Annotated in this window: 17 protein-coding genes; 3 read left to right on the top strand and 14 right to left on the bottom strand. The window is 38.2% G+C overall.

Features of this window, described 5'->3' with window-relative positions; genetic code table 11:
* Positions 1-367: 367 nt before the first annotated feature.
* Positions 368-1,306 (top strand): alpha/beta hydrolase, encoded by a 939-nt coding sequence (locus tag IW22_RS17035; RefSeq protein ID WP_081873971.1) that lies wholly within the window; start codon positions 368-370, stop codon positions 1,304-1,306.
* Between the two features lie 89 nt (positions 1,307-1,395).
* Here the strand turns inward: IW22_RS17035 and IW22_RS17030 are convergent, their stop codons facing one another.
* The 11 genes from IW22_RS17030 to IW22_RS16980 all read right to left on the bottom strand — a co-directional run bounded on the left by IW22_RS17030 (position 1,396) and on the right by IW22_RS16980 (position 16,205).
* Positions 1,396-2,724, bottom strand: coding sequence for a hydroxymethylglutaryl-CoA synthase family protein (locus tag IW22_RS17030; protein ID WP_034728774.1), 1,329 nt, complete (start codon positions 2,722-2,724; stop codon positions 1,396-1,398).
* 149 nt (positions 2,725-2,873) lie between these two features.
* Positions 2,874-5,381 carry a M1 family metallopeptidase gene (locus IW22_RS17025; RefSeq protein ID WP_034728772.1) on the bottom strand — a complete coding sequence of 836 codons (2,508 nt, stop codon included), beginning with the start codon at positions 5,379-5,381 and terminating at the stop codon, positions 2,874-2,876.
* Between the two features lie 11 nt (positions 5,382-5,392).
* The gene (locus IW22_RS17020) at positions 5,393-5,623 is read right to left on the bottom strand and encodes a hypothetical protein (RefSeq protein WP_034728770.1); all 231 of its coding nucleotides are present in this window, start codon (positions 5,621-5,623) and stop codon (positions 5,393-5,395) included.
* Between the two features lies 1 nt (position 5,624).
* Entirely contained in the window at positions 5,625-6,947 is a 1,323-nt protein-coding gene (locus IW22_RS17015; RefSeq protein ID WP_034728768.1) for a serine hydrolase domain-containing protein, read from the bottom strand.
* A 240-nt stretch (positions 6,948-7,187) separates the two neighbouring features.
* Positions 7,188-7,982 (bottom strand): thymidylate synthase, encoded by a 795-nt coding sequence (locus IW22_RS17010; RefSeq protein ID WP_034728766.1) that lies wholly within the window; start codon positions 7,980-7,982, stop codon positions 7,188-7,190.
* A gap of 156 nt (positions 7,983-8,138) precedes the next feature.
* Positions 8,139-10,898 (bottom strand): M4 family metallopeptidase, encoded by a 2,760-nt coding sequence (locus tag IW22_RS17005; RefSeq protein WP_034728765.1) that lies wholly within the window; start codon positions 10,896-10,898, stop codon positions 8,139-8,141.
* A 367-nt stretch (positions 10,899-11,265) separates the two neighbouring features.
* Entirely contained in the window at positions 11,266-11,706 is a 441-nt protein-coding gene (locus tag IW22_RS17000) for a GreA/GreB family elongation factor (RefSeq protein WP_034728763.1), read from the bottom strand.
* A 156-nt stretch (positions 11,707-11,862) separates the two neighbouring features.
* Positions 11,863-13,209 (bottom strand): alpha-amylase family glycosyl hydrolase, encoded by a 1,347-nt coding sequence (locus tag IW22_RS16995; protein ID WP_034728761.1) that lies wholly within the window; start codon positions 13,207-13,209, stop codon positions 11,863-11,865.
* Positions 13,210-13,716: 507 nt separating this feature from the next.
* Positions 13,717-14,313, bottom strand: coding sequence for an IS1096 element passenger TnpR family protein (locus IW22_RS16990; protein ID WP_034728759.1), 597 nt, complete (start codon positions 14,311-14,313; stop codon positions 13,717-13,719).
* A 134-nt stretch (positions 14,314-14,447) separates the two neighbouring features.
* Positions 14,448-15,479: a sensor histidine kinase gene (locus tag IW22_RS16985; protein ID WP_034728757.1), complete on the bottom strand. Its 1,032-nt coding sequence runs from the start codon at positions 15,477-15,479 to the stop codon at positions 14,448-14,450.
* A 48-nt stretch (positions 15,480-15,527) separates the two neighbouring features.
* Positions 15,528-16,205 (bottom strand): response regulator, encoded by a 678-nt coding sequence (locus IW22_RS16980; protein ID WP_034728755.1) that lies wholly within the window; start codon positions 16,203-16,205, stop codon positions 15,528-15,530.
* 198 nt (positions 16,206-16,403) lie between these two features.
* Here IW22_RS16980 and IW22_RS16975 point away from each other — a divergent pair, with 198 nt between their 5' ends.
* Entirely contained in the window at positions 16,404-19,049 is a 2,646-nt protein-coding gene (locus IW22_RS16975) for a TonB-dependent receptor plug domain-containing protein (RefSeq protein WP_034728754.1), read from the top strand.
* A 41-nt stretch (positions 19,050-19,090) separates the two neighbouring features.
* Positions 19,091-20,314: a hypothetical protein gene (locus tag IW22_RS16970; RefSeq protein WP_034728752.1), complete on the top strand. Its 1,224-nt coding sequence runs from the start codon at positions 19,091-19,093 to the stop codon at positions 20,312-20,314.
* A gap of 210 nt (positions 20,315-20,524) precedes the next feature.
* Here the strand turns inward: IW22_RS16970 and IW22_RS16965 are convergent, their stop codons facing one another.
* From IW22_RS16965 to IW22_RS16955, 3 genes are all read right to left on the bottom strand, one after another.
* The gene (locus IW22_RS16965) at positions 20,525-21,763 is read right to left on the bottom strand and encodes an amidohydrolase (protein ID WP_034728750.1); all 1,239 of its coding nucleotides are present in this window, start codon (positions 21,761-21,763) and stop codon (positions 20,525-20,527) included.
* 82 nt (positions 21,764-21,845) lie between these two features.
* Complete coding sequence (locus tag IW22_RS16960) at positions 21,846-22,688, bottom strand: AraC family transcriptional regulator (RefSeq protein WP_034729114.1); 843 nt, start codon at positions 22,686-22,688, stop codon at positions 21,846-21,848.
* Positions 22,689-23,084: 396 nt separating this feature from the next.
* Positions 23,085-24,419: an amidohydrolase gene (locus IW22_RS16955; protein WP_034728748.1), complete on the bottom strand. Its 1,335-nt coding sequence runs from the start codon at positions 24,417-24,419 to the stop codon at positions 23,085-23,087.
* Between the last annotated feature and the right edge of the window lie 21 nt (positions 24,420-24,440).

Raw genomic sequence — 24,440 nt, 5'->3', positions numbered from 1 at the left:
AAAAACGCTTTAGTAGAAATTTTAAACCGTGAAAAAAAAATTATCACAATTAAACAAAATCTACAAAAGGATAAATAATATAAATGATAAGTGAATTGATTAACAAATAAAATAAAGATTCAACTTTATCAATTCATAAACAAAATCAAGCTTCACCCTATAATTTCATCAAAAATTAAACAATAAAACATTGAAAAAGAAAAACCATCCCAAATTAAGAACACCTTTTTATGATTATTTAAGAATAAAATAACAATCAGTTCAAAAAAATAAGGACAGTATTGATTTTATATAAAAGACCTTTTTAATACCGTCACAGACTTGGTATAACCGGAAGATTGTTTTAATTTTATTTGTAAATACATCTATGAGAACCTTTATTATCCTTACCATTGTGTTATTAACCGGAAGCAGATATACAGCCCAGCTTCAGGAAAATAAGTTTCAGATTTCAAAAAAACTGGAACAAATCCCTTTGTGGGCCAATCAAATGCCTGATGGATCCGGACCGCAAGGAGCCGAAATCATAACAGCCAAAGGATCCGTTACCAACATTTCAAAACCACGATTGATTATTCACCGACCTTCCAACCCCAACGGAACGGCCATTTTAGTAATCAGTGGTGGCGGATATGCTCATATTGAAATGGATAAAGAAAGTACTCCAACAGCCAACTGGCTTCAATCTGAAGGGATAACGGCCTTCGAGCTTATCTACAGGCTTCCTTCAGAAAACTGGAAAAGCACAAATGTTCCTTTTGAAGATGCTCAGCGGGCCATGCGTATAATCCGAAGTCTTGCCAAAAAGTATAAGTACGATCCCGACAAAGTAGGAATACTTGGGTTTTCTGCAGGTGGTCATTTAGCGGGATTTACTTCAGCTCAACCAGATAAAACGCTCTATAAACTGGTTGATGAAATAGATTCTTTATCAGCGAGACCAGATTTTGCAGGACTCATCTACCCTGTCGTTTCTATGCTTCCTCCCAACGATAAAACCCATTCAAGGAAAAGTATTCTGGGAGAAAATCCATCTGTTGGGGAAGAAGCTGCATTTTCAGTCGAAAAATTAGTCAATTCCAATATGCCCGTTACATTTTTAGCACAAGCTATGGATGATCCTATCTCTTCTGTTGATAATAGTTTGTTATTATATTCCGCTTTAAAGAAGGTGAATGTAAAGGCTGAAATGCATCTTTTTCCAACCGGTGGTCACGGCTGGGGATTAGGTAAAAAAGGAAGTGCTGTGGCTGCCTGGCCGGAACTTTTTAAAACCTGGGTAAAGAATAATGGTTTTTGGAAGTAGAGGTGAAAGGATGTCTGAGGATGAAAGAGGAAAGATCTGGAGAAATACCCTTGCCAAGGTTTAAAGCCATGGCAAGGATAAAAAAGTTATTAATCCTGATAATGATAATACCTCGCTCCTATCAAAACGGGATTTTCCGATTCTATTGACACCAATCCAAAACCATTATACTGACTGTTGACAGAATGATCAAGTTGCTTTCTATGTAGTTTTTCATATGTCTCAAAATCAATCGCTGTTCTATTTTTTAAATTTTCAAACAGATTCCATTTTGAAACGGCTGTTTTCCAGTTTTCAGATATTTTTCCGGCAAAAACTTTAGATTTTGAACCACTTCCATAGCCTAAAAAGCCAACTTCCCGACCAGCTAGCTCTTCACCTTCATCATAAGAAACCTGAATAGCAGACAACAGCGCCATAAAAACAGAAGCCGTATACATATTCCCTATTTCCGAGGATGCTCTCTGTGACTTTTCTATTTTTTCATTGATAAAATTAAGATAGTCTTCAGATTTTGCAACCGCTTTCTGCTCCTCGGGAGTTTGATAAGAAAGTCCGTTTTCAAGGCTGTAGATCTCTGTAAAAACTCTTTTGCCATGGAAGGCATACGGAAGGTGGAAAATAAGATATCTCCAGTCTGCAGAAGGTTTATCTCTTCCTGTAATTTCTTTATAATGCTGATAAGCTTCTCTGATTCTGTCCTGATAACACTGGTTTGAATACTGTCCGTCAAAAACAGGCTCATCAGTAAAAATTTCGATCTTATCCGGAAAAGTATCCGGTGCTGCATTTAAATCTTCCTTACTGTATGATCTTCTCGGTTTGAAAAAATCAAAGACACTTTCTGTAGCGACTCCCCAATTGTTTTCAATTTCCAGAAGATCGGGTTTTGATGAAACCAGTAATGCTACTGCTCCTCCACCCTGTGTATATTCTCCGGAAGAAGCCAGTTCATATTTAGCATAATCGCTGGCAATGACTACGGCCTTTTTCTCCGGATTCACCCTTACAAAATCAAGGGAATTATGAAGTGCATCCACTGCTCCGATACAGGCGAACGTCATGTCCACGACATCACAGTTTCTGAAACATCTTTCACCAAACTCCTTTTCCAGGACTTTTTCTACCATCTGCATCGCATAAGAAGCTGTAGGTTTTGCGGCATCCATTGCACTTTCAGTTCCCAGATAAATTCTAGCTATATCTTTCGGATTAAGATCATGGTCTTTAATCAATTTTAATAAAGCCTCTGCCGCAAAGGTAGCTGCATCTTCATGAACATCCGGGAAACCCATTTTATGCAATCCCAGTCCTTTTTCCAGTTTTGCAGGGTCAATTCCCCTTTTCTCCGCCAGGTCTTTGATCTCTAAATACAAAGACGGCACATAATAGCCCGCAGCCTCAATTCCAAAAGTCATTCTATTCTAAATTTTTATACGAATTTATAAAATGATGTTTGAATATACCTCCCATTTATTACCCAAATTTCCTTTTTTAAAATAAAAATCATAAAAAAACTGCTGTTTTTCACAGCAGTTTTATATTCTAAATAATTTTAAGCATCTTTTTACTTAAAATCTTCAATAGCTTTATTGATCGCATCGATCTGTTTGTTAATGCTCGCTGCATTCTGAGGATTCTGTCTCAGAAGTTCCATTTTTTTGCTTAAACCATCTTTCAGCATCTGGGAAATCATCATTTTAACCTGAGGATTATCTCCCATCTCACCTTTTGCATGGCTGATGATTTTTGTAATGTTTTCGGTTGCTTTCAGATTATCCGAGCTCATGATCCAGTTGTATCCTTCTTCTGCAGATTTCCCCAGTTCCGGGTTCTGGAATTTAATGAAAGGATAAAATGCCACAAGAGGCGTGATATTTGACATCTGAGAAGTCACTTTATTCTTGACAATTACCGGAAGAAGTTGTCCCAGTAATTCTTCCGAAGCCCCTTCAAGATCAATCTTATCAGATAGTGCATTAGCTTTTGACGGATCTATCGTTAAAACAGCACTTAATGACGTAGCTTTTACAGCATTGGACACCGCATTCACCCCTTTTTCAAAAATCGGAAGGTATTTTTTATCTTTAGTTTTAGCCAAAGCAGTGATCGCAGCAGCCTGAACCAGTGTTTTCGGGTCATTGGAAGCCAGTTTTTCCACATCAGCGCCAAGGGCTTTCATCTGCTCAGCATTTGAAAGGTCCATCAACTGAAGCGCCTTGATTCTTGTTCTGAAATAAGGATCTTTCAACGCTGCAGCCAATAATTTTGTAGCAGCCGGATTTTTTCCAACCTGATCTTTTATAGCGGCTAAAGCTTTGTATCTGCTCTTAAATTCCTTTGAGCTGGTGAACTGCATCAGGTTTTGCTCCGGAGTCTTGGTCTCAGTAATTTCTGAAACTAAGATTCCGTCTGCGTTAATATTGATCAGATCCGGAGTTTTAGACACATCAAAATTGAATGTGTTTTTCGCTTCAGCGTTTACCCATACATTATATCTTTTCGGCTTTCCGTTGTCATACACATCAATGGCAAGAGGGAATTCGAACGGCTGATCCTGTGTTTGGTTAATTGTTACAGCTACCTGCCTTTTCACCGGCTCAAAAGTAAACGAATAATTCAGCTTTGGATTTCCACTTCCGAAATACCATTGATTGAAGAACCAGTTCAGATCTTTTCCTGAAACTTTTTCGAAAGAAAGTCTCAATTGGTGAGCTTCTCCGTTTTGGTATTCATTGGTTTTAAGATAATCATTCATTCCGGCAAAGAACGCATCATCACCCAGATAATTTCTCAGCATGTGAAGGATACCGCCACCTTTCTGATACGTCACCAGGTCAAAAACATCTTCACGGGAATCATAGTTGAATCTCACGAGGTCTTTCTTGAAATCAGCAGGATTGTGGATGTACATATTTACATCGGTCATCTGGTGATAATCTGCCTGGTCTTTTCCGTATTTATATTCGTTCCACAGGTATTCGGAATAGTTGGCAAAAGATTCGTTCACGGTAAGATTGCTCCAGCTTTCTGCCGTCACAAGATCTCCAAACCAGTGGTGGAATAACTCATGGGCGATCGTATCTTCCCATTTGTTTTCATCGATCAGCTGTCCCGGTTTCTGAAGAATATCGCTTCCGTGAAGAGTGGCTGTTGTATTTTCCATGGCACCACTCACATAGTCTCTTCCTGAGATCTGTGCATATTTCGCCCACGGATAATCATAACCCATCTTTTTGGAGAAAAACTCCATCATTTCCGGAGTATTTCCGTAGATCTGTTTTGCATAAGGTTCATATTCTTTTTCGATATAATAATCTACCGGAATATTTTTCCATTTGTCTTTTACGATAGCATATTCACCTACGCCCATAAAGAACAGGTAGGTAGAATGTCTTTTATCCATGACCCAATGGTCGGTTCTTAAGCTTCCTTCTTTCTGTGAATCTTTCAGAATTCCATTGGAAAGGGTGACATATTTATCAGGAACCGTCATGTAGATCTCCTGAGTGGTCTTCTGATTGGGTTTATCGATAGTTGGGAACCATGCGGAAGAAGATTCTGTCTCACCCTGCGTCCAGATCTGAGTCGGCATATCTGGATCCTGTCCCTGTGCATTGATGAAATAAAGACCTTTGGCATCATTGATGGCCATACTTCCTTTCTGTTTTACCTCATTCGGACGTGCCGTATACTTGATATATACCGTATATTCCTGGTTTTTCTGATAGGTTTTATCCAGAGTAATCTTCAGGATCTCGTCCTTATATTCATATTTCAGAGGTGATTTTTTTCCGTTGCTGTCAAGAGCTACTTCATGAATCAGCATTCCTTTTGCATCAAGCGTCAGTTCGTTGGTAGGATAGAAATACGGAGTGGCCGTTAACCATTCTTCTCCTCCCATCTGCTCTTTCTGATAATCGAAATTGACTTTAAGCTTGGTATGTTTAAGTTCCGTTACTTTGGTATGTGTGGCTCTGTACGCCTTTTCTCTTCCTGAAGTTTCGGTCTGTGCTGATACGTTGGCGGAAAAGAAAATTCCGAGTATAGCAATGGACAAAATCGCCTTTTTCATCTGTTACTTTATTATTTTTTAGAATTATTTTTTGTTATTATATCAAAAATATCATTAACTAAGGTTTCGTAGTCGCCTGTTTTCAGCTGTTCTTTGGTTTTAGCAAAAGCTTTTTTCAGTTCACTTTCCGGATTTTCATCATCAATGATCTCTACCGAGGCTACTCCTTTCAACTGCAGCACTGCATTTTGAAGTGCCGCAAGATCTGCATTGTCTTCTGTATTGATTTTTAAATATTTCATTTTATTGTTTCTTAAAGGTAAAATTATTGGCTCCCTGAGAGAAGTCCATGGTTCCTTTTTCCGCATTGAACTTCATTTTGATGCCTGCCATTTCAAACTTAAATTCAGTTTCAGAGACCGCTTCCAGTGGAAATGCGCCCTGGCCTGTAGCCTGTCCTTTCAGTTTGCCTTCTTCCTGGAAGATTTTTATATCCAGTGGAAAATCTTCGGTCTTGTAAAGTCCTTCATATTTTTTCAAAGTTTCGGCGGCTACAGAAACTCCTCTAAAATTAGGCATTTTAAAATCTTTACCAATCGATGTTTCCAGCATTTTAATGGAAATATCATTATTATCGTAATCTGACTGATTGGTAATGGCGCTCACTCCTACTTTCAGTTCAGGAAAATAATACAATACCGAGCGGAACTGATCAATTCCTCCGTTATGTCCATACCCCGAATATGTTTGAAAAGGCACCTTTGCTATTCCGTAGCCATAACCGTCGATAAAGTTTTTCATCCCGGAAAGGCTGGCTTTACTGATGAGTTTTCCATTTTCCAGAGCAATGATAAACTTCAAAAGTTCAGTAGGTGTGGAAATAATATCTCCTGCACCCAGCGGAACGCTCATATCTGTTTCCTGCCACGGCTGATAACTTCCATTGGAATAGGTATAGGAAAGCGCCTGGTTTTTGGAAGGATCAATCTTTCCGCCCACTTCTGTCAGGGTTAACTTCAAAGGGTTGGTAATTTTAGTCTTTAGCAGCTGCGTGTAAGTCTTTTTATATACTTTTTCCAGTATAAAGGTCAGTATAATATAGTTTGAATTGCTGTACTCATATTTCGTTCCCGGAACAAAGTCGCTTTTATATTTTTTGATGATAGACATCAGAGATTCTTCTGTCTGGGGTTTTGTATTGTAGGTCCAATATTCCTCTTCATCAGTCAGATTATGAATTCCGCTTCTATGCTGTAGAAGGTTTTCGAGGGTTATTTTATCTGCATTTTCTATTTCCGGATACCAGGTGGAAAGTTTGGTGTCAAGGGAGAGCTTTTTCTCTTCAACAGCTTTCATTACAAGGACTGCGGTGAATGTTTTGGAAATAGAACCTATGCGGTATTGGGTATTGATATTGGTTTTCTGCTGTTTTGCAGCATCGGAGAATCCGGTTGTCTTCAGAAATGTCGGCTGACCGTTCTCTGCAATCGCAAAACTTCCCATTACTTTATGGTGAACAGAAAGTGAGTCGAGATAATCCATGAGTTTCTGTTTGTTTGCACTTTGAGAAAATGCCATACACGAAATACTTGCTGTTGCTACAAAAAACAGTTTTTTCAGAATCATATTATTAATTTTTCAATCAGTAGTAAAATTAAGGATTCTGTTACAACAGGATTCGGAATATCAATCGTAATCTTCAGAGAAAATCCCATTATTTTCCAGCCGGGACATCATCTCATGATTCTCTTTCCACAGGCTGTCTTTTTTGAGATAATTCAAGACCGTTTTTTTATTTCCGGGATTATTAAAGGAAAGAAGCGTGGCTACATAATCTCTTTTATGATCAAAGTTCCGGAACTTTTACTATACCGCTACAGGCGCTTTAATTCCCGGATGCGGATCATAATTTTCAAGGGTAAAATCTTCAAATGTAAATCCGAAAATATCTTTGATCTCTGGATTCAGTTTCATTACAGGAAGTGGTCTCGGATCTCTGGAAAGCTGCTTATTCACCTGCTCAAAATGATTGTTGTAAATATGTACATCCCCGAAGCTGTGAACATAATCTCCAACTTCCAGGTCACATACCTGCGCCACCATCATCAGCAATAATGCATAGCTTGCAATATTGAAAGGAACCCCTAAAAAGACATCAGCACTTCTCTGATACAGCTGAAGCGACAGTTTTCCATCTGCTACATAAAACTGAAATAAAGCGTGACAGGGTGCCAGCGCCATATTGGGAATTTCGGCAGCGTTCCATGCGGAAACAATCAGCCTTCTGGAATCCGGATTTTTTTTAATCTGATCAATCACCTCAGTGATCTGATCCACGATTTTTCCATCCGCTCCCTGCCAGCTTCTCCACTGTGCGCCGTAAACAGGACCTAAGTCGCCGTTTTCATCTGCCCATTCGTCCCAAATACTTACCCCGTTGTCATTCAGATATTTGACATTAGTATCTCCTTTCAAAAACCAAAGCAGTTCATAGATAATGGATTTCAGGTGTACTTTTTTAGTGGTCACCATAGGAAAACCTTTTGACAGATCATACCTCAGCTGATATCCGAAAACACTTCTGGTTCCGGTTCCTGTTCTGTCGGTTTTATCTGTTCCATTGTCTAAAATATGCTGTAAAAGGTCTAGGTAGTTCTGCATTTTTGAAAGCGGGTTTTGATGGTTCAAATTTAGAAAAAACTAACCGATTTTGAGTTATCATAGATCATAAAAAAACAGCTGTGAAAATTATTTCCACAACTGTTTACTATTATTTTTTACTTGTTGAACCCCGATGGATCCGTTAAAAATCAATGATTAATTTTTAATAATCTTCTGGGTCACTTTCTCTTTTCCGTTATCCAGTGAAAGAACATAAACTCCCTGAAGCAATGCTTCCACGTTGATAGACTGGGATTTGGTCTCGCCAGACTGAACTACGCTTCCACGGGCATCCACAAGCTGATATCTGAATTCGGAACCGGATTGAGATTTAATCTTAATCACATCTTTTACCGGATTCGGATAAATGCTGATAGCCGTATTATCACGTGAAGATTCAGCAATCAATGAAGAGATAGAACCAGCAGAAGTTATTTTTAACGTATAATCTTCCACCTGTCCGTAGTTAAAAGTACCACATGATGAAGAAGGCACTGCATTGTATCTCATGATCACTCTCATTCTTGTATTTCCAGTAAGAGCTGTCGCTGGAATGGTTATACTTCCGGACACAGGAGATGTTGTGCTTGCTGTTTTAGACCAAGCTAATTCTCCGCTGTCTGTAAAGTCTCCATCGCCGTTATAATCAATATAAACTGCATATCCTTCACTGTATTTTGTAGAGGTCCATGATGGTGTAATGGAAACCGTATAAGAAGTTCCTTTCGTCACATTTCCAATAACGGAAGTAAAATTCTCATATCCTGCCGTACCGGTTGATGTTTGATTGATATCCGCAAATTTCACATTGCTGATACGTTCATCTGCCGTGGAATTACCAGAAGATGAGCAATAGGTAACGGTGCCTCCACCAGCTTGTGTGGTAACGCTTACTGCATTACTTGCTGCTGAAATATTCCCTGCTGCGTCTTTTGCTTTAACGGTGAAGCTATAAGTAGTCGCCGGTGTCAATCCTGTTACAGAATACGTTCCAGAAGCTGTAGATCCCAAAAGACTCGTTCCTCTGTACACATCATAACCTGTAACTGCAACATTATCAGTAGATCCACTCCATGAAAGTGTGGTGGAAGTTTGTGTGGTCCCTGAAGCTACCAATTGAGGGACAGTAGGTGCCTGAGTATCTGTTGTCGTTCCTCCGGAATAAGCTGTCCCTAATCCTACCGCATAAAATGCATTCTGAGTAGCCTTATGCTCTGCTGAATCTGCACCGTAAAGATCTTTTGCGGATTGAATTCCATAATTCATAGCATTGGTATAATTGGAATTCCCTGTCAGATAAGACGTTTCTAATCTGTAGACAATCTTCGCTGCTTTTTCAAATCCTACTCCCGTAACATTGAAGCTGTTTCCGATATCATTGGTTCCGGAACCTCCCATTACCAGAAGATAGAACCAATAATTCAGCACACCGCTATTGTAGTGAACCCCGCAGTTATCGTTGGTGTCAGGATTCGGAATACAGGAATTAGTGGCATCTTTCCAATAGGTTCCTTTGTAGGTATCCGGTTGTTTGGAAATCCCTGAATTGGGATTGCTCATAGATCGTAAATAATTAGGAGCAATTTTAGTAATATCCTCACCGATTAAAAAGTTCTGTTTCTCTGGTGCATAAGCATTTTCAACCACAGCTCCCCAGATATCGGAAAGCCCTTCATTCAACGCTCCTGATTCTCTTTGATATGCCAGATTTGCTGTTTCCTGACATACGGCATGTCCTAATTCGTGGGCAGTTACATCAAATGCTCCAAGAGGTTTAAATGTGCTGGCCCCATCACCATACACCATGGCGCTGCCAATCCAGGCTGCATTTTCCCACGAGTTTCTTACATGGACATAACTATCAAGAACAGCCCCCTGATTGTCATAACTGTTTCTATTGAATGTATCTTTGAAATAATCATATGTTTTTTCTACGCCCCAATGAACATCCAGTGCTACATCATTCCCTGTGGAAGAATGTTCTGCCGTTGTCCAGTTGTTATCCGTATCTGTAATATTATTTTTTGTGAGAGAGGTATAGTTTGCATTATTATTGTTGTAGGTATTGACTCCACCTCCTCTTGTGTTGTCTTTTAATGCATACTTTCCACTTACAAGGGTGGTTTCAATTGATTTTGTTCCACTGTATTTTGTCTGGGCGCTTCCGGCAACAAAAATTGATGCAAAATCCTGTTTTGATTGGTTTTCAGGACCTGCAGGAGAAATACCAGTTATTCCTTTTCCATGAGAATGTTCTCCTGCATGCTTCATAATCTGGTCGTTAAGCAATACGGCTCCTGATTTGGCATCCACATACACGTGAGATCTCAGGAAAGGTTCGGCGGAAAAGATGTCAAACTTGTAAGACAGTAAGAGTCTGTATTTACCATTTGCAGCTTCAACCGGTAGTAATACAAGTTCTCCTTTAGGCTGATAATTAATCTCTCTACCGTATTCCGTGTTTGTCATTAAAACTTTAGCACCTATATATTTCATGGCAGTTTTAAGTGCAGCAGATTCCGGGACATCGGGCTGGGTATTCAGATCGTTGGTATCATATACTTCGCCATTCATGCTTACCAGGTTGCCTTTTATATAGTGCAGCATATAATTGGCATATTCAACTTTAATCCCATCGTGATAAAGCTGGTATTTTTCATCGGAAAAATCACTGAAAAGTTTTGCAGAGCTTACCTTTACCATTTTAGATCCTGCAGGAAGATTTAAAACTTCGGAAAACAATTTTCCACTGTCAGATAACGCTACATCTTTCGCAGCAGATCCGGGATTAAAAATAATTAGTGATGATCTGCCATCTTCACTGTTTATTCTTTGCCCAACATATCTTTGAGCCTGTAGAGAAACTCCGCTTACCAGAAGTGGAATTAAAATCGCAAGAATTGATTTGTTTTTCATAAGTAAATTGTTATATTATTATTGGTGTGTTACCAAATTTAATAATAAAATTCACATAAAAACAATATAAACTTAAATTTATAGCAAAATAATCACAATTAGGGTTAAATTATTAAACATATGATAAATAATCAAAATCAAATATTTAACATAATAAATTAACCTAATTAAGGCAATGCTATAAATAAAATATCACAACTATTTAAATTAATTAAATATTTTAAACATTAAAATTACTATAAAATGTGATTTTTTTCATCTGTTTATAACGATCACATAGACAAATTTCTAAAATAGAAGATAATTCATAAAAACTATCCGGCATTGATGACTCATAAAGGATTTAAACCTGAAAGAATAGACCGGCTTACCAAATCTCCATAATGGTTTGAGAGATATTATTAACAGCAAATGTATCTCCTGTTTTTTTTCCAGACATCGCTTTTGCCAATGGAGATTCTGCAGAAACAGTCATGATCTTCTGGTTTTCGGAAATAATTTCTCCCACGGATACGGTGACATAAAAAAGACCTTTATCTGTTTTCACCAAAGATCCGTTCTGTACTTTATCGCAAGGTTCGGTTGAGATTTTTTGGATAACCGCGAGCTGGTTCAAAGATTCATTAAGCTGTCGCTGAAGATTATTGATTTCCTGCTGGAGCATTTCGCGGCCGGTTTCGTATTTATCTCCCATTGAACTTTTGGTATCATTGTTTGAAGCACGGGTTTCTGCGATGAGGTCTTCAAAGTTTTGAATTTTGCCGACGAGTTTTGTTCTTATAATGTTTAATAATTCCTGTTTGTTCATGTCGTGAAAGTTTTCTGGTGGAAAGGTCTTAATTCATTTTCCAAGAGGATGATGGCTCGCAAAAATATACATTTTGACTAAAGCCTTCTGCAAATATGCATAAAATAAGCGGGTTAAAGCCCGCCTCTATTGAATATACTATTCCGGATAAGCTCCTTATTTTTCAAAAACTGCGTAATCTGAAACTTTAAAAACGAAATCTTTTCCAGTGTCAAAATCTCTTTTTGTTCTGTCGAAAATATTACGGAACGTTCCTGAAAGGTTTTGATCTTCGATGGTAAAGTGTACGGGTTCTTTAGACATATTCAGGACAACCAGCACTTCATCATTCCCGTTTTTTCTTACATAAGCAAGGATTTTATCGTTGGCGGTTGTGTTCAGCAGATAGGTTGACACATTTGTATCCCCGCCTCTTAAGGCAGGATTTGAAGATTTCAGCTCCAGCAGAGTTCTGTAAAATTCAGCCATCTGGTAGGTATTAGTCCATTTGATGACATCTTTTTCAAAGAATTCGAGTCTTTTCATGTTCGGAAGTTCCTGCCCTGAATATAACAAGGGAACACCGTTCCAGGTTGCTGAGAAGATCGCCATCGGTTTCGTGATCATTCCGTATTTTTCATATTCTGTTCCGTTCCAGGAGTTTTCGTCGTGATTGGATGTAAACCAGGCTCTCATGGAAGCATCCCCGATATTGGAATATTGCTGCAACAGGTCTTTAAGTTCCTGAAGCGGCTCATTTTTCTTATAATAATCAGCAGATTTATGCATCCATTTCCATGAATAGCTGGCATCAAATACTTTTCCGTACTCAGGACTTTCAAGTTCATCAAATTCACCTAACCAGAAAAGTGGTTTTATTTTTTCCACTTCTGGACGGGCCTGCTGCCAGAAATCTACTTCTACCCATGAAGCCAGGTCGCATCTGAAGCCATCAATTCCTGTTTCTTTTACCCAAAATTTCATCGCATCAATCATGGCGAGCCTCATCTCCTGATTTTTATAGTCCAGTTCAATGATATCATCCATTCCTGAAGCAATGTGGAATTTTCCGTCGGCATCTTTCAGGTAGAATTCAGGATGAGTTTTTGTCCAGATATGGTCCCAGCCGGTATGGTTAGCCACCCAGTCTATGATCACTTTGAATCCAAGTCTGTGGGCTTCATTTACCATATGTTTGAAGTCATTCATGGTCCCGAATTCCGGATTAATGGAAGTATAATCAGAGGCAGCGTAAGGGCTTCCGAGACTTCCTTTTTTGTTCTGCTGGGCAATGGGAGTTATCGGCATGAACCAAAGTGTTCTGACCCCCATTTTTTTCAGGCGCGGCATTTCTTTTTCAAATGCCCTGAACGTTCCTTCGGGAGTATATTGTCTTACATTTACTTCATATATGTTGGTGGTGTGCTTCCATTCTTTCGGAGAATCCATAGTGTGTGTTGTATTTTGAGTGGTACAGGAAACAATTCCCAGACCAATTACTGCTAGTAGAATTAATTTCTTCATTCATCTATTTTTAACAAAAGTAAGGAAAAATGAAGTGTGTGAAGGTGAATTGTGAATGGTTAATTGTCAATTTTGCTTCGCAAGACAATGCGGAGTGGTGAATTTTGCTTCGCAAGTGAATCGTCAATGGTCAATAATTTTAAAATTTCACTATCAATGTCAACCCTCAGGGTATAAAACGTGAATGGTCAATCGTCAATTTTGCTTCGCAAGTGAAGCGTGAATGGTCAATTAATCAATATGCTGTCTTAAAATTTACTATTGATTTACGAAGCAAAATTCATTTTTAACATCAAACTTTTTGTGAATGATGAATCGTCAATAGTGAATTTTAATAACGGTCATCATTGACGATTGACTTGCGAAGCAAAATTCACCATTGACATAAAATTTCAAAGAAAATACCATATGTGAAAAGTAAATCGTGAATGATAAGTATGCCGCCTTCACCATTGACATAAAAAAGCCCCGGACAAAAAATCCAGGGCCTTATATTGTATTCAGATGTTATCTTTCATCATCGTTGTCTTCTTCATCTTCGAAAACATCATCGTTGTAGTTTTCTTCTTCCTCGTCATCGAAGTTGTCGTCATCTTCGTCTTCAAAACTGGTGCTTCCACCAAAGTCATCTTCAAAGCTGAAATCATCATCCATCAAAGGCATGGCTGATCTTTTTTTGGATCCTCCGGAACCGCTTTTGCTTGGTGCTTTTAACGGAACGTTTCCGAATCTGTATACCGTGATCGGGTAAATTACCCCTTTTGTCTCGTCGATTACTTCTACAAGCTCGCAGAAGAATTCCCAAAGATCAAGAAGCCCGTACTGAAACTGAGCTTTGCCGCCCACACTTTCAAAAGCTTCATCAATGTACACATCTGACATAATTTCGCCATCACCATCGTCACTCATATCTTCCAGGGGAACACTTTTAACAATTGTTCCGTCATCTTCCAACATATTAAAAGTAGAAAGTTCGTCTCCCTGCAGACTGAACGCACTTTTAATTCCCAAATGTAAGTTCCATAGTGATTGTTTTCCTTTTACTTCAATATCACGGAAAATATCCTCTTTCGCATCTAATATTACGCGGATCTTGTAAACCATATCAGTTTCTTAAATTACTTTTTTGCCTTAATTATTATGATAAATCTCTGTTGCAAATATATAATAAATGACAGGTGACAAAAAAATATTTCAGGATTTTTTAAAATATTTTTTTTTCTTACATTTTACCAGAATTATTTACTTTTTTCAAGCATAAAACTGAATTTAGTTCCTTCAAGATAAACACTTTCTACGGTTATATTTTCATTGTGGGCCTCCAGGATGTGCTTTACAATAGCGAGTCCTAGTCCTGAACCCCCTTCCCTTCTGCTTCTGCTGGTTTCCACGCGGTAGAATCTTTCGAAAATCCTTGGAAGAATTTCGGCTTTAATTCCCATTCCGTTGTCGATCACTTCAATGAGCACTTTATTTTTAAGAACGCTGGTTTTGACTACGACTTTAGCTTCCTGCCTGTTGGCATAATGAATGGCATTGGAAATTAGATTAATGAAAACCTGAGAAATCTTCTGTTTGTCGGCATCTACAAAGATTTGCGGATGAAGGGTCTGAATCTGCAGCGTCGTATTGTGTTTTTCTGCTTCAAACTCGAGAAGTTCAAAAATTTCTTTAATTAAAAGATTGACATCAAATTTTGAATTGGTAATGCTGATCTCACCAGCTTCAAGACGGTTGATCATATCCAGATCGGTAACAATAGCGATCAGTCTTTCCACTGATTTATCGATCCTTTCCAGATATTTATCACGAATGGTAAGATTGTCCACCCCGCCGTCTCTAAGGGTTTCTACATACCCCTGAATGGAAAACAAAGGAGTTTTAAGCTCATGGGAAACGTTTCCGATGTATTCTTTACGGTAGCTTTCCATTTCTTTCATCATATCGATCTCCGTTACCTGCTGCTGGTTCAGATCCGAAAATCTTTCGCCTAGTTCTTTAATGGTAATGTTTTCGTTATTGTCATGAACAATTTCCTGCGGAAGCATCTGTGAAAGTCCACGAACCTGCTTTTTCCCGTAGTAGTTGAAGAGAAGCTCCAGAACGACATAATTGATGATAAAAATGAGAACCAGACAGATAAAAAGGCCTATTTTAAAGAAAGGCGTCCGGTAATAGATATCCTTCAGCGAATCAAAGATGATCACTAAAAGAAACATCACCAGTGTCAGAAGACACGAGGCGACGAGTGTAAGTCTGTAAAATTTCAATTTTACAAGTTGTTTTTATAGGTTATGTAAAGGTAGGAATTAAAGTTATTAAACGATAAGTTTATAACCGATTCCCTTTAATGTCTGGATGGTATTAATTCCCAGTTTTTCTCTTAATCTTCTGATGTGGACGTCAATGGTTCTTTCTCCTACGATCACGTCATTTCCCCATACTTTTTCAAGAATTTCTTCTCTCTTAAATACTTTCTCAGTGTTTGAAGCCAGAAGATACAACAAGTCGAATTCTTTTTTAGGAAGAAGGAACTGCTGTCCGCTTTTGGAAACTCTGAAATTGTCTTTGTCGATAATCAGATCACCTATTTCGATCAGTTTCGCATTATCAGACACCTGAGAAGTCAACTGCAGTAAAGCATTTACTTTAGAGATCAGAATTTTCGGTTTGATTAGTTTTACAATATAATCATTGGCTCCGGCCTGGAATCCTGCAAGCTGTGAGAACTCTTCGCTTCTAGCGGAAAGGAAAACGATGAGTGTTTTCTGAAGTTCTTTTACTTTGCGGAGTTCCTGACATGTTTCGATACCGTCTTTTTCTGGCATCATAACATCTAATAGGATAAGGTCCGGGATGATCTCTTTGGCTTTGTCTATACCTTCGTTACCGTTTGTGGCTGTATAGATGTCGTAGCCTTCTTTTTCTAAGTTGTAAGACAGAATCTCTAAAATATCCAGTTCGTCGTCTATTAAGAGTATTTTCTTTTGGTTCATTTTAAATTTTTACAGAGTCAAAGTTAATAAATTTTAAAGCACAGATGAACAAATCTATTATCGTTCACATAAAGTTAACAATAATCCCCTTTTATTAATGTTTAGTTAAAAAAAAATTAAAACACCCTAAACCATTTACCCCATTAATCTTTTATTCCTTTGCACCGAAAGAATCTAGTAAATAAAGTAAGTAAAATAATGAAAATTAATAAACTTAGCATTGCAGTCGTATTTTTATCCGGATCAATGTTTTACGCTCAGGAAACGAAGCAGGACACGATTATAAAGGAGAAAAAAATTGATGGCGTAGTAATCCAGGGAAGCAGTAACAAGAAAACTGAAACTGCGGTATTAGGAGAACAAAAAAAAGCGGTTATTCAAAAACAGGCTGTAAGTGCTGAAGAGATATCCAGAAAAGGAATCTCTAACGTAGAACAGGGACTTACGAAAGTAACGGGAATCACTACGGTAGAAGGAAGAGGACTTTTCGTAAGAGGTCTTGAAGAACGATACAATTATTTATTGATCAACGGTCTTGGATCTCCTTCCAACAACCCATTCCAAAAGATTATTGCGCTAAAGCAGTTTCCAACGGATGTGGTAGGAAAATTAAACATTTATAAAACCTTCAACTCCAACCTTTACGGAGATTTTGCAGGAGCTACTTTTGATATCGAGACGCTTACGATTGATAAGCCTTTTACAAAGGTAGAATTCAGTGTGGGAGTGAATACTTTGAGCACATTCAGAAACAATTTCAAAATAGCTGAAGGTGCAGACGGAATGGAGGGATATCTGGGATTAAATTCTAAAGACCGAAAGCTTCCTGATGAGATCAGAAACTCAAGACCTGATAATTATAAATTTACTCCGGACCAGTCACTAAATTCATTCAAAGACTCCTGGAATGTGAACAATGTAAAATCGATGCCTAATACAAGTATTGGATTTACTACTGCTCAGAAAGTAAAAATGGGAGAAACCGGGAATTTAGGAATTCTATTCTCTTTAAACCAGTCGAGTAAATTTGAATATAAAGACGGTGCTAATAATCAGTTTAGAGCTCAGGGCGAAAATTTCATTGACAATATGAACTTCCTTAACCGTAAGCAATATAATTACGAGACTGAGTCTTCCATATTATTAGGTTTAGGGTATAAAAACAAAGGAACCAATGTTAATTTAAATGCTATTTATCTACAAAATGCAAATAATATTATTGAAGATAATTATGGCTATAAAGATGGACAGGTTTTCAATAAAGAAACCGGATTTTTTAGAACTAACCAATTAGATATTTCAAGATTTTTGGATCTGCAATTAACAGCTTCACAAAAAATTAACGCGAGAAATCAGGTTAAAGCTGGAGCGAGTTATGTACTCAACAACTACAGCCAGCCAGATAGAAAAATCATAGATGGTAACCGAGCTGATCCGAGCACAGGCGGTATTCTTTCAGATGGATATGTTCAAATGCGTTACGGAGGAAACAACCTTATCCGTCAATATTTAGATGTTGATTCAAGGTTTTACGGTTCAGCTTTCGCAGAATATCAGCTATCTCTTGGTGAAAAAGGAGACAGAAAGGATTATCCTATTCAGATTGCTGTGGGTTATAATGGTTTCTCAGATTTTAGAAAAACTTCTTATAGATTTATTTTTGGTCGTCCGGCAGCAGGTTTCTCAAATCCTGTCTTTGTAACCAATGTGGATACTCCTCAGGATACTTTTAATGCCTCATTAAAGAACGGAAACTTATATTATCAGGAGGGCTCTGATATTTCACAGTTCTATTCAAGCTTTTATCAAATAATCAATGGTGGATATGCTAATATTAACTTTAAACCAAATGATTCCTGGGATATTTTGCTAGGTGCGAGATACGAAAACGATATGACCCTCATTCGTTACTCTGATCAAGGTGCTGAGAAAAAGAATAATCTTGAAAAAAACAAAGATTTCTTTTTGCCTTCATTATCCATTAAAAAGGCACTTGATACTAAACAGAATTTAAGATTTTCATTCAGTAAGACTGTTACACGTCCAATTCTGATTGAGACAATGCCTATCAAATATGTGAGTCCGGATAACGTAAATATTGTCGGAAATCAAAATATTCAGAACAGTGAAAACTATAACTTTGATTTGAAATGGGAATACTTCCCTACTAACAAGGAAATGTTTGCTGTAAACCTATTCGCAAAAAGAATTAACAATGCAATCGAGCGTTCATTGGTAGCTTCAGGAGATGCAACAGGTTCTACAATCACCTTCTTTAATGCTAAAAAAGCAGATTTATTCGGAATAGAATTGGAAGGGATTTTAAGTTTAAGCAGAATTTCCGAATCTCTTCACAACTTTACCTTAGGTGCTAACGCAACCATCATGCATTCTGATGTTGAAAGAAGTGCAGATCAGCTAAAAATGGAGGAACCAAAATGGTTCCAGACTACAGGGGAAAAACTGCGCAAAAGAGGTTTACAGGGAGCTGCTCCTTATACAATCAACGCTGATTTAAAGTACGAACTTAAAAACCGTAACAACTTAGCCCATACTTTCTCTCTTGTGTATAACGTATCAGGAAGCAAAATATATGCAACTGGAGGTGCAGGTACAGATAACTACTACGAAAAACCGTTCAGCCAGATCGATTTTGTATATCAGGGGCAACTATCCAAAAACTGGAATGTAAAACTGGGAGTACAGAATATCTTAGACAGCAAATATAAAATCTTATTGGGTGACAAAAATTATCTCCCGCTTAATATAGAGGAAGGAAATAATACATTGGTCAACTACTACAGAGGTATCACATTCAACTTTACTGTTGGCTACACATTCTAAAATAAATTAATAAAAAATAAAAATAAAAATAAAGTATAAAAATGAAAAGAAGAGTTTTATCATTATTATCGTTAACAGCCGTGTTAACATTAGCCTTAAATTCATGTACTATCGAGGTAAATGATGGCTTAGGAGACGGTACTACAGTTACTACTCCTGGAACTACTGAAAGTGTATTAAGCGGAAGCGGAACATTGTCAGGAACTATTTCAAAAGATATCCTTATCAAAAAAGGAAGTTATACATTAGACGGAATCGTAAAAATTACAAATAACGCTACCATCACTATTGAAGCAGGAGCTACTTTCAATGTAGTCACTTCTAAAACAAGTGGTTTAGTGATTCTTCAGGACGGAAAGATCAATGCTGTAGGTACAGCTGCTGAGCCGATTGTCTTCACTACTTCTACTAAAACTCCTGGGGACTGGGGTGGAATTACCATCTACGGAAGCGCTCCTATCAAAGCGGTGAACGGAAATACACAGGCTCTTTCTGAAGACGGAAATAACGTTTACTACGGAGGAACTGATGCCAATTCAAACTCTGGAACTATGAAGTTTGTAAGAGTAGAATACGCTGGTAAAAAAATCGGTGACGGTACTTCTGAAACCAACTCTATGACATTCTACGCTGTAGGGGCCGGAACTACTTTAGAAAACCTTGTAACCTACAAAGGAACTGACGACGGATATGAATTCTTCGGTGGAACTGTAAGTGCTAAAAACATCGTTTCTTACGGTAACTTCGATGACTCTTTCGACTGGCAGGATGCATGGAGCGGACAGAACAATACGAACTGGTATGCTTTCCAGACAGGAACAGGGAACTTCGGAATGGAAATCGAAGCTTCTGGTAATGCTGATAACGTAGCACCAAAAGTATCCAACATCACTTTAATCAGAGATACAAATACTAACCCTGAATCTGCCAACTCTCCAGAAATTTCTGCGATCCAGTTCAAAAAGCACGGAACAGGAATTTTCACAAATGTTTATATCAGCGGTTATAAAAATATCGGAACTCAGAAAGCTTATAGCGTTCTGATCCAGGATGCAGCTACAGAAACAAGCCAGGTAAATACCGGAAAAGTGGTTGTAGCTCCTCTTACCTACTTAAACTCTGACAATGCAGGAGTTTGGGGATATGCATTCTCTCCAAACGGTGCTAAAACTTTCACCAATGCTACTACTGTTACCAAAGTTTCTCTAACTCCTGGAGCCTGGGCTACAGTAGACGGAGTAAACCTTTTAGCAGGATTACAATAAGTAACTAGTTTCTTCATATCAAATTGTAAAAGCCATCAGGAATTTTTTCTGATGGCTTTTTATTAGTTAGCTACTCCAATCAAAAGCTATTGATCTCATCTGATGTTTTCACATGATTCTTAATCTCTCACCTGCATACCGAAAAAGCCATCAGAAAATCCAATGGCTTTATTCACAAAAAACAAGTATATTAAAAAATATATATTTCAATTAAGGTCTCCAGAACAGGTTCCCCTCATTCATGAAGGCTTCTGTTTTGGATATTCTGGAAACCGCTTCTGCGGAACAGGAAGCATCAGCCAGTACAATGGAGGCTTCGTCACCCGGCTTTGGCCACTGCTGCTTTCCTTTGTCATCCAGCGGAAGAATGCTTTGAGTGGCAAACTGAAGTGTTCTGGACAGTTCAAATTCAGTTTCATATCCGTAAAGCTCAGCAATCAGATTCGCTTTCTGAAGCATATTTCCTGAACCGAAAGTACTCCAGTAATCCTGAACATTGTCATTTCCGATCAGAACATTCACTCCATACTTTTTTAAGACAGGAATCGGCATTACCGTTCCTCTGAAGGGAACAGAAGAGGCAATTCCCACTTTTCCTTCTGCCATTCTTTCTGCTATTTTTTCCGTTTCTTTTGTCGAAAGATGTCCCAAAGCAAATGCATGACTCACAAATGTTTTTCCCTGCAACTGCGGGTTTTCAATCGCTTTATCGATCAGATAATTGATGGTTTTCATCCCGGATTCTCCTGCTTCATGCAAATGGATATCAATTCCTTTTTGATGGTCTAAAGCCAGCTGTACCGTAAAGTCAAGCACCTTTTCTATGTTCCCATCAATACTCAAAGGATCAAGACCTCCGATAAAACCTACACTTTTCAGTTGTGCCGCTTCTTTCATCAAAGGAGCCGTATCAGTATAATACAAACCATGCTGCGGAAAAGCTACTAGTTCAGCTTTAAAAGAATCTTTTTTGTGTTCTAAAGCTTGTTCCAGATGTTCCAGAGATTTTAAACCTGAGGTAGGATCAATATTAAAGTGCGTTCTCGCAAAATGAGTTCCGTAATGCTGCAACAGACTGATCAGCTGTTCTGCCCTTTCCACGGAAGTTTTTAAAAGTTCAGGGATGATTTCCTGCTCATAGGCGATCATATCCTTAACCGTTCTCCGTTTGGGCGAAAGTGCCTGCCACGGAAGTCCGTACCATGTTTTATCCAGATGGATGTGCATATCCTTAAAAGCAGGAAGCATCAGAAAACCTTTGGCATCCAATGCATCAGAAGCAGGATCATTCGGCTTTACAGCTTTGATTTTCCCTTCTTCTATATCCATACTGAAAAGGTCAGTTTTTGTTCTGATCACTTCTCCTTCATCATATTCAAATCCCGTTTCGAGACGGACATTTTTGAGCGAATATGTTCCTTTTGCAACCAATTGATACGGAAACTGCATAACTTATCTTTTAACAGAACAAAGTTACGCCGGCTTTACTTCAGAGCCGGTGTATCAATTATGCTTTGTTTTGTATGGATTATTATTTGAACTGCGACGGAGTCATTCCCGTCTGTGCTTTGAAAAATTTTGAAAAGCTCGCATGGTCATAGAAACCAAGATCATAGACAATATCCTTGACTGACATTTCGGATACTTTTAAAAGACGTTTCGCCTCCAGCAAAATCCTGTCCTGGATCAAAGATGAAGCCGAAGCATTGAGATTTTTTTTGCAGACGATGTTTAAATAATTGGCAGAAATATTAAGCTTCTCCGCATAGAAAGACACCGATCTTTCCGTTCTGAAATGTTCATCAATGAACTGTAAAAATTTAGAAATAATAGGATTGGAATGGTACATTTCAAAATCTTTGAAAGCTCCTTCCACCGATTTACTGACCAGCAAACCGATCAGCTCACTCCGTTTCTGGATGACTTCCCAAAATACATGCTCTTCACTCACCTCTTTCTGAATGGCCTGAAATTCATACAAAAAAGTCCCAAAAGTTTCTTTGGAAAGATTAATCACCGGATGACTCTGATAATACGAAGCTGAAAACCTCAGCGAAGGCAGAAAACTCTCAAACCAGTCTCTACTGATCATCAGCTGATAACCTACCGTTTCCTTTTCAATCACCCACTGATGTACCTGATCCGGAAAAACAAGGTGAATCTGGCTGTTTCCCACCTCATATTCCGTGAAATCAATGGTGTGGCTGCCTTTTCCGTGTTCAAAAAGATTGATGATGAAAAAATCATGTTTGTGGGGCTCATCAATGGAACGTTCCCCATACAATTCATTAAACAGCAGATGACAGCCCTGAAGCTGGTTTTCGCTGAACTCCTGAATTCCTAAAACGGGAAAATGATCTGTATGATGACCCACTTGATCTGATTTTCTCTTAAAATTAGTAAAATTTAGGCGAGAAATCTGAACGGATGGAGATATTTTCATTTTTAAACTGGATTGATCGTGTCTTAATCACAAAAAGAGTAAAAGTTTTAAACCTTTTAGTTCAATGAATTTGACAATAAAACCAAATCAAAGAACACATAAATTTTCCAAAAATCTAAGACTCTTATATTAACGAAGCAGTAGAAATATTCTCAATCATCTGTGGTCTTCTGTGAAATCTGTGGTCAATAAATAACTACAAAAGGGCAAAAGCTTCTAAACACTTAAGCTATTTTAAGTTGAAAATATTGAGAAAAGAAGATCACTTAAGGTTTTTGAAAATCTTTGATTTTCAAAAGGAAGAGTACAACTTTGATCTTATTCTTTTTAATAAACCACATTTCCCTGATGAACTAAAGATTCCACATTTGAAATTCTTGATACCGCTTCTGCCGAACAGCTTGCATTCATCAGTACAAAATCTGCCTGATCTCCGGCTTTTGGCCACTGCTGGTTTCCTTTATCATCCAATGGAAGAATATTTGCCGTTGCCAGTTTCAGACTTCTTGATAATAAAAACTCTGTAGAATATCCATACAGCTGTGCCATCTGATTCGCTTTCTGAAGCACACTTCCTGTCCCGAAAATATTCCAGTGGTCTACAATACTGTCATTCCCGGTCAGAACCGTTACATTATGTTTATACAAGGTAGGAATCGGCATGATGAGGTTTCCGAAAGGGATGGTAGAGACAATTCCGATCTGAGATTCCGCCAGTTTTTCAGCCATTTCTTCCTGTTTTGTTTTGTCTAATTTGGCTAAAATAAAACAGTGACTCAGGTATGTTTTTCCTTTTAATGAAGGATTTTCATTGACTTTTTTGATGAGATATTCTACGGTATTCAACCCTGACTCACCAGTTTCATGAAGGTGGATATCAATTCCTTTTTGGTGATCTAAAGCCAGTTGCACCGTAAAATCAATCGTTTTTTCAATCGCTCCGTCAATAGTAAACGGATCTACTCCACCGATAAAATCAATATCCATTTGAGCAGCCTCTTTCAGATAGGGGACTGAATCTGTATAAAACACGCCGTGTTGGGGAAAAGCCACCAGCTCAGCTCCGAAACCTTTCTTTTTATTTTCCAAAGCCTTCTGAAGGTTCTTTAATGAATCCAGTTTAGAGGTGGGTTCAATATTGACATGACTTCTTGCAAAAGAAGTTCCCTTTGACTGCAGCAATTCAATCATTTTCTCTGCTTTGAACGTTGAGTTTTTCAGCATTTCAGGAAGCATTTTCTGCTCAAGTGCGATCATTCCTTTTACACCACCCGTTCTTTTTCTGACCGCCTGCCATTTGTCACCGTAAAACGTTTTATCCAAATGAATATGCATGTCTTTAAATGCAGGAAGCATAAGCATTCCTTTTGCATCAGTGGCTTTTGCATTCGGTTGATTCGGAGCAATACTTTTGATTTTTCCGTTTTCGATTTCAATATAAAACAGATTGGTTTTGGTGGAAATGACTTCTCCTTCTTCATACTCAAACCCGGTTTCAAGACGAACATTCTTAAGGCTTAATTTTCCTTTTGCCGAACCATTTTGTTCCCCAGGAAAAGGAGATGCTGCCATGATACTGGGCATTAGGCTAAGTCCGGCTGCGGCCAGCGCTGAATTTCTTATAAAATCTTTACGGGATATGGTATTGTCAGAGGTCTTCATTTCCAATCTATTTCATACAAA

This window comes from Chryseobacterium sp. JM1, assembly GCF_000737715.1.
Classification (GTDB): domain Bacteria; phylum Bacteroidota; class Bacteroidia; order Flavobacteriales; family Weeksellaceae; genus Chryseobacterium.
This window is presented reverse-complemented; position numbering and strand designations above follow the sequence as displayed.

Excerpts from the sequence above, each read along its gene's own strand:
- IW22_RS16970 (WP_034728752.1), top strand. The coding sequence starts at position 19,091 with ATGAAAAGAAGAGTTTTATCATTATTATCGTTAACAGCCGTGTTAACA.
- IW22_RS16955 (WP_034728748.1), bottom strand. The coding sequence starts at position 24,419 with ATGAAGACCTCTGACAATACCATATCCCGTAAAGATTTTATAAGAAAT.
- IW22_RS17020 (WP_034728770.1), bottom strand. The coding sequence starts at position 5,623 with ATGAAATATTTAAAAATCAATACAGAAGACAATGCAGATCTTGCGGCA.
- IW22_RS17010 (WP_034728766.1), bottom strand. The coding sequence starts at position 7,982 with ATGCAGAACTACCTAGACCTTTTACAGCATATTTTAGACAATGGAACA.
- IW22_RS17025 (WP_034728772.1), bottom strand. The coding sequence starts at position 5,381 with ATGAAAAAGGCGATTTTGTCCATTGCTATACTCGGAATTTTCTTTTCC.
- IW22_RS16965 (WP_034728750.1), bottom strand. The coding sequence starts at position 21,763 with ATGCAGTTTCCGTATCAATTGGTTGCAAAAGGAACATATTCGCTCAAA.
- IW22_RS17030 (WP_034728774.1), bottom strand. The coding sequence starts at position 2,724 with ATGACTTTTGGAATTGAGGCTGCGGGCTATTATGTGCCGTCTTTGTAT.
- IW22_RS17005 (WP_034728765.1), bottom strand. The coding sequence starts at position 10,898 with ATGAAAAACAAATCAATTCTTGCGATTTTAATTCCACTTCTGGTAAGC.
- IW22_RS16975 (WP_034728754.1), top strand. The coding sequence starts at position 16,404 with ATGAAAATTAATAAACTTAGCATTGCAGTCGTATTTTTATCCGGATCA.
- IW22_RS17000 (WP_034728763.1), bottom strand. The coding sequence starts at position 11,706 with ATGAACAAACAGGAATTATTAAACATTATAAGAACAAAACTCGTCGGC.
- IW22_RS16995 (WP_034728761.1), bottom strand. The coding sequence starts at position 13,209 with ATGAAGAAATTAATTCTACTAGCAGTAATTGGTCTGGGAATTGTTTCC.
- IW22_RS16990 (WP_034728759.1), bottom strand. The coding sequence starts at position 14,313 with ATGGTTTACAAGATCCGCGTAATATTAGATGCGAAAGAGGATATTTTC.
- IW22_RS17015 (WP_034728768.1), bottom strand. The coding sequence starts at position 6,947 with ATGATTCTGAAAAAACTGTTTTTTGTAGCAACAGCAAGTATTTCGTGT.
- IW22_RS17035 (WP_081873971.1), top strand. The coding sequence starts at position 368 with ATGAGAACCTTTATTATCCTTACCATTGTGTTATTAACCGGAAGCAGA.
- IW22_RS16980 (WP_034728755.1), bottom strand. The coding sequence starts at position 16,205 with ATGAACCAAAAGAAAATACTCTTAATAGACGACGAACTGGATATTTTA.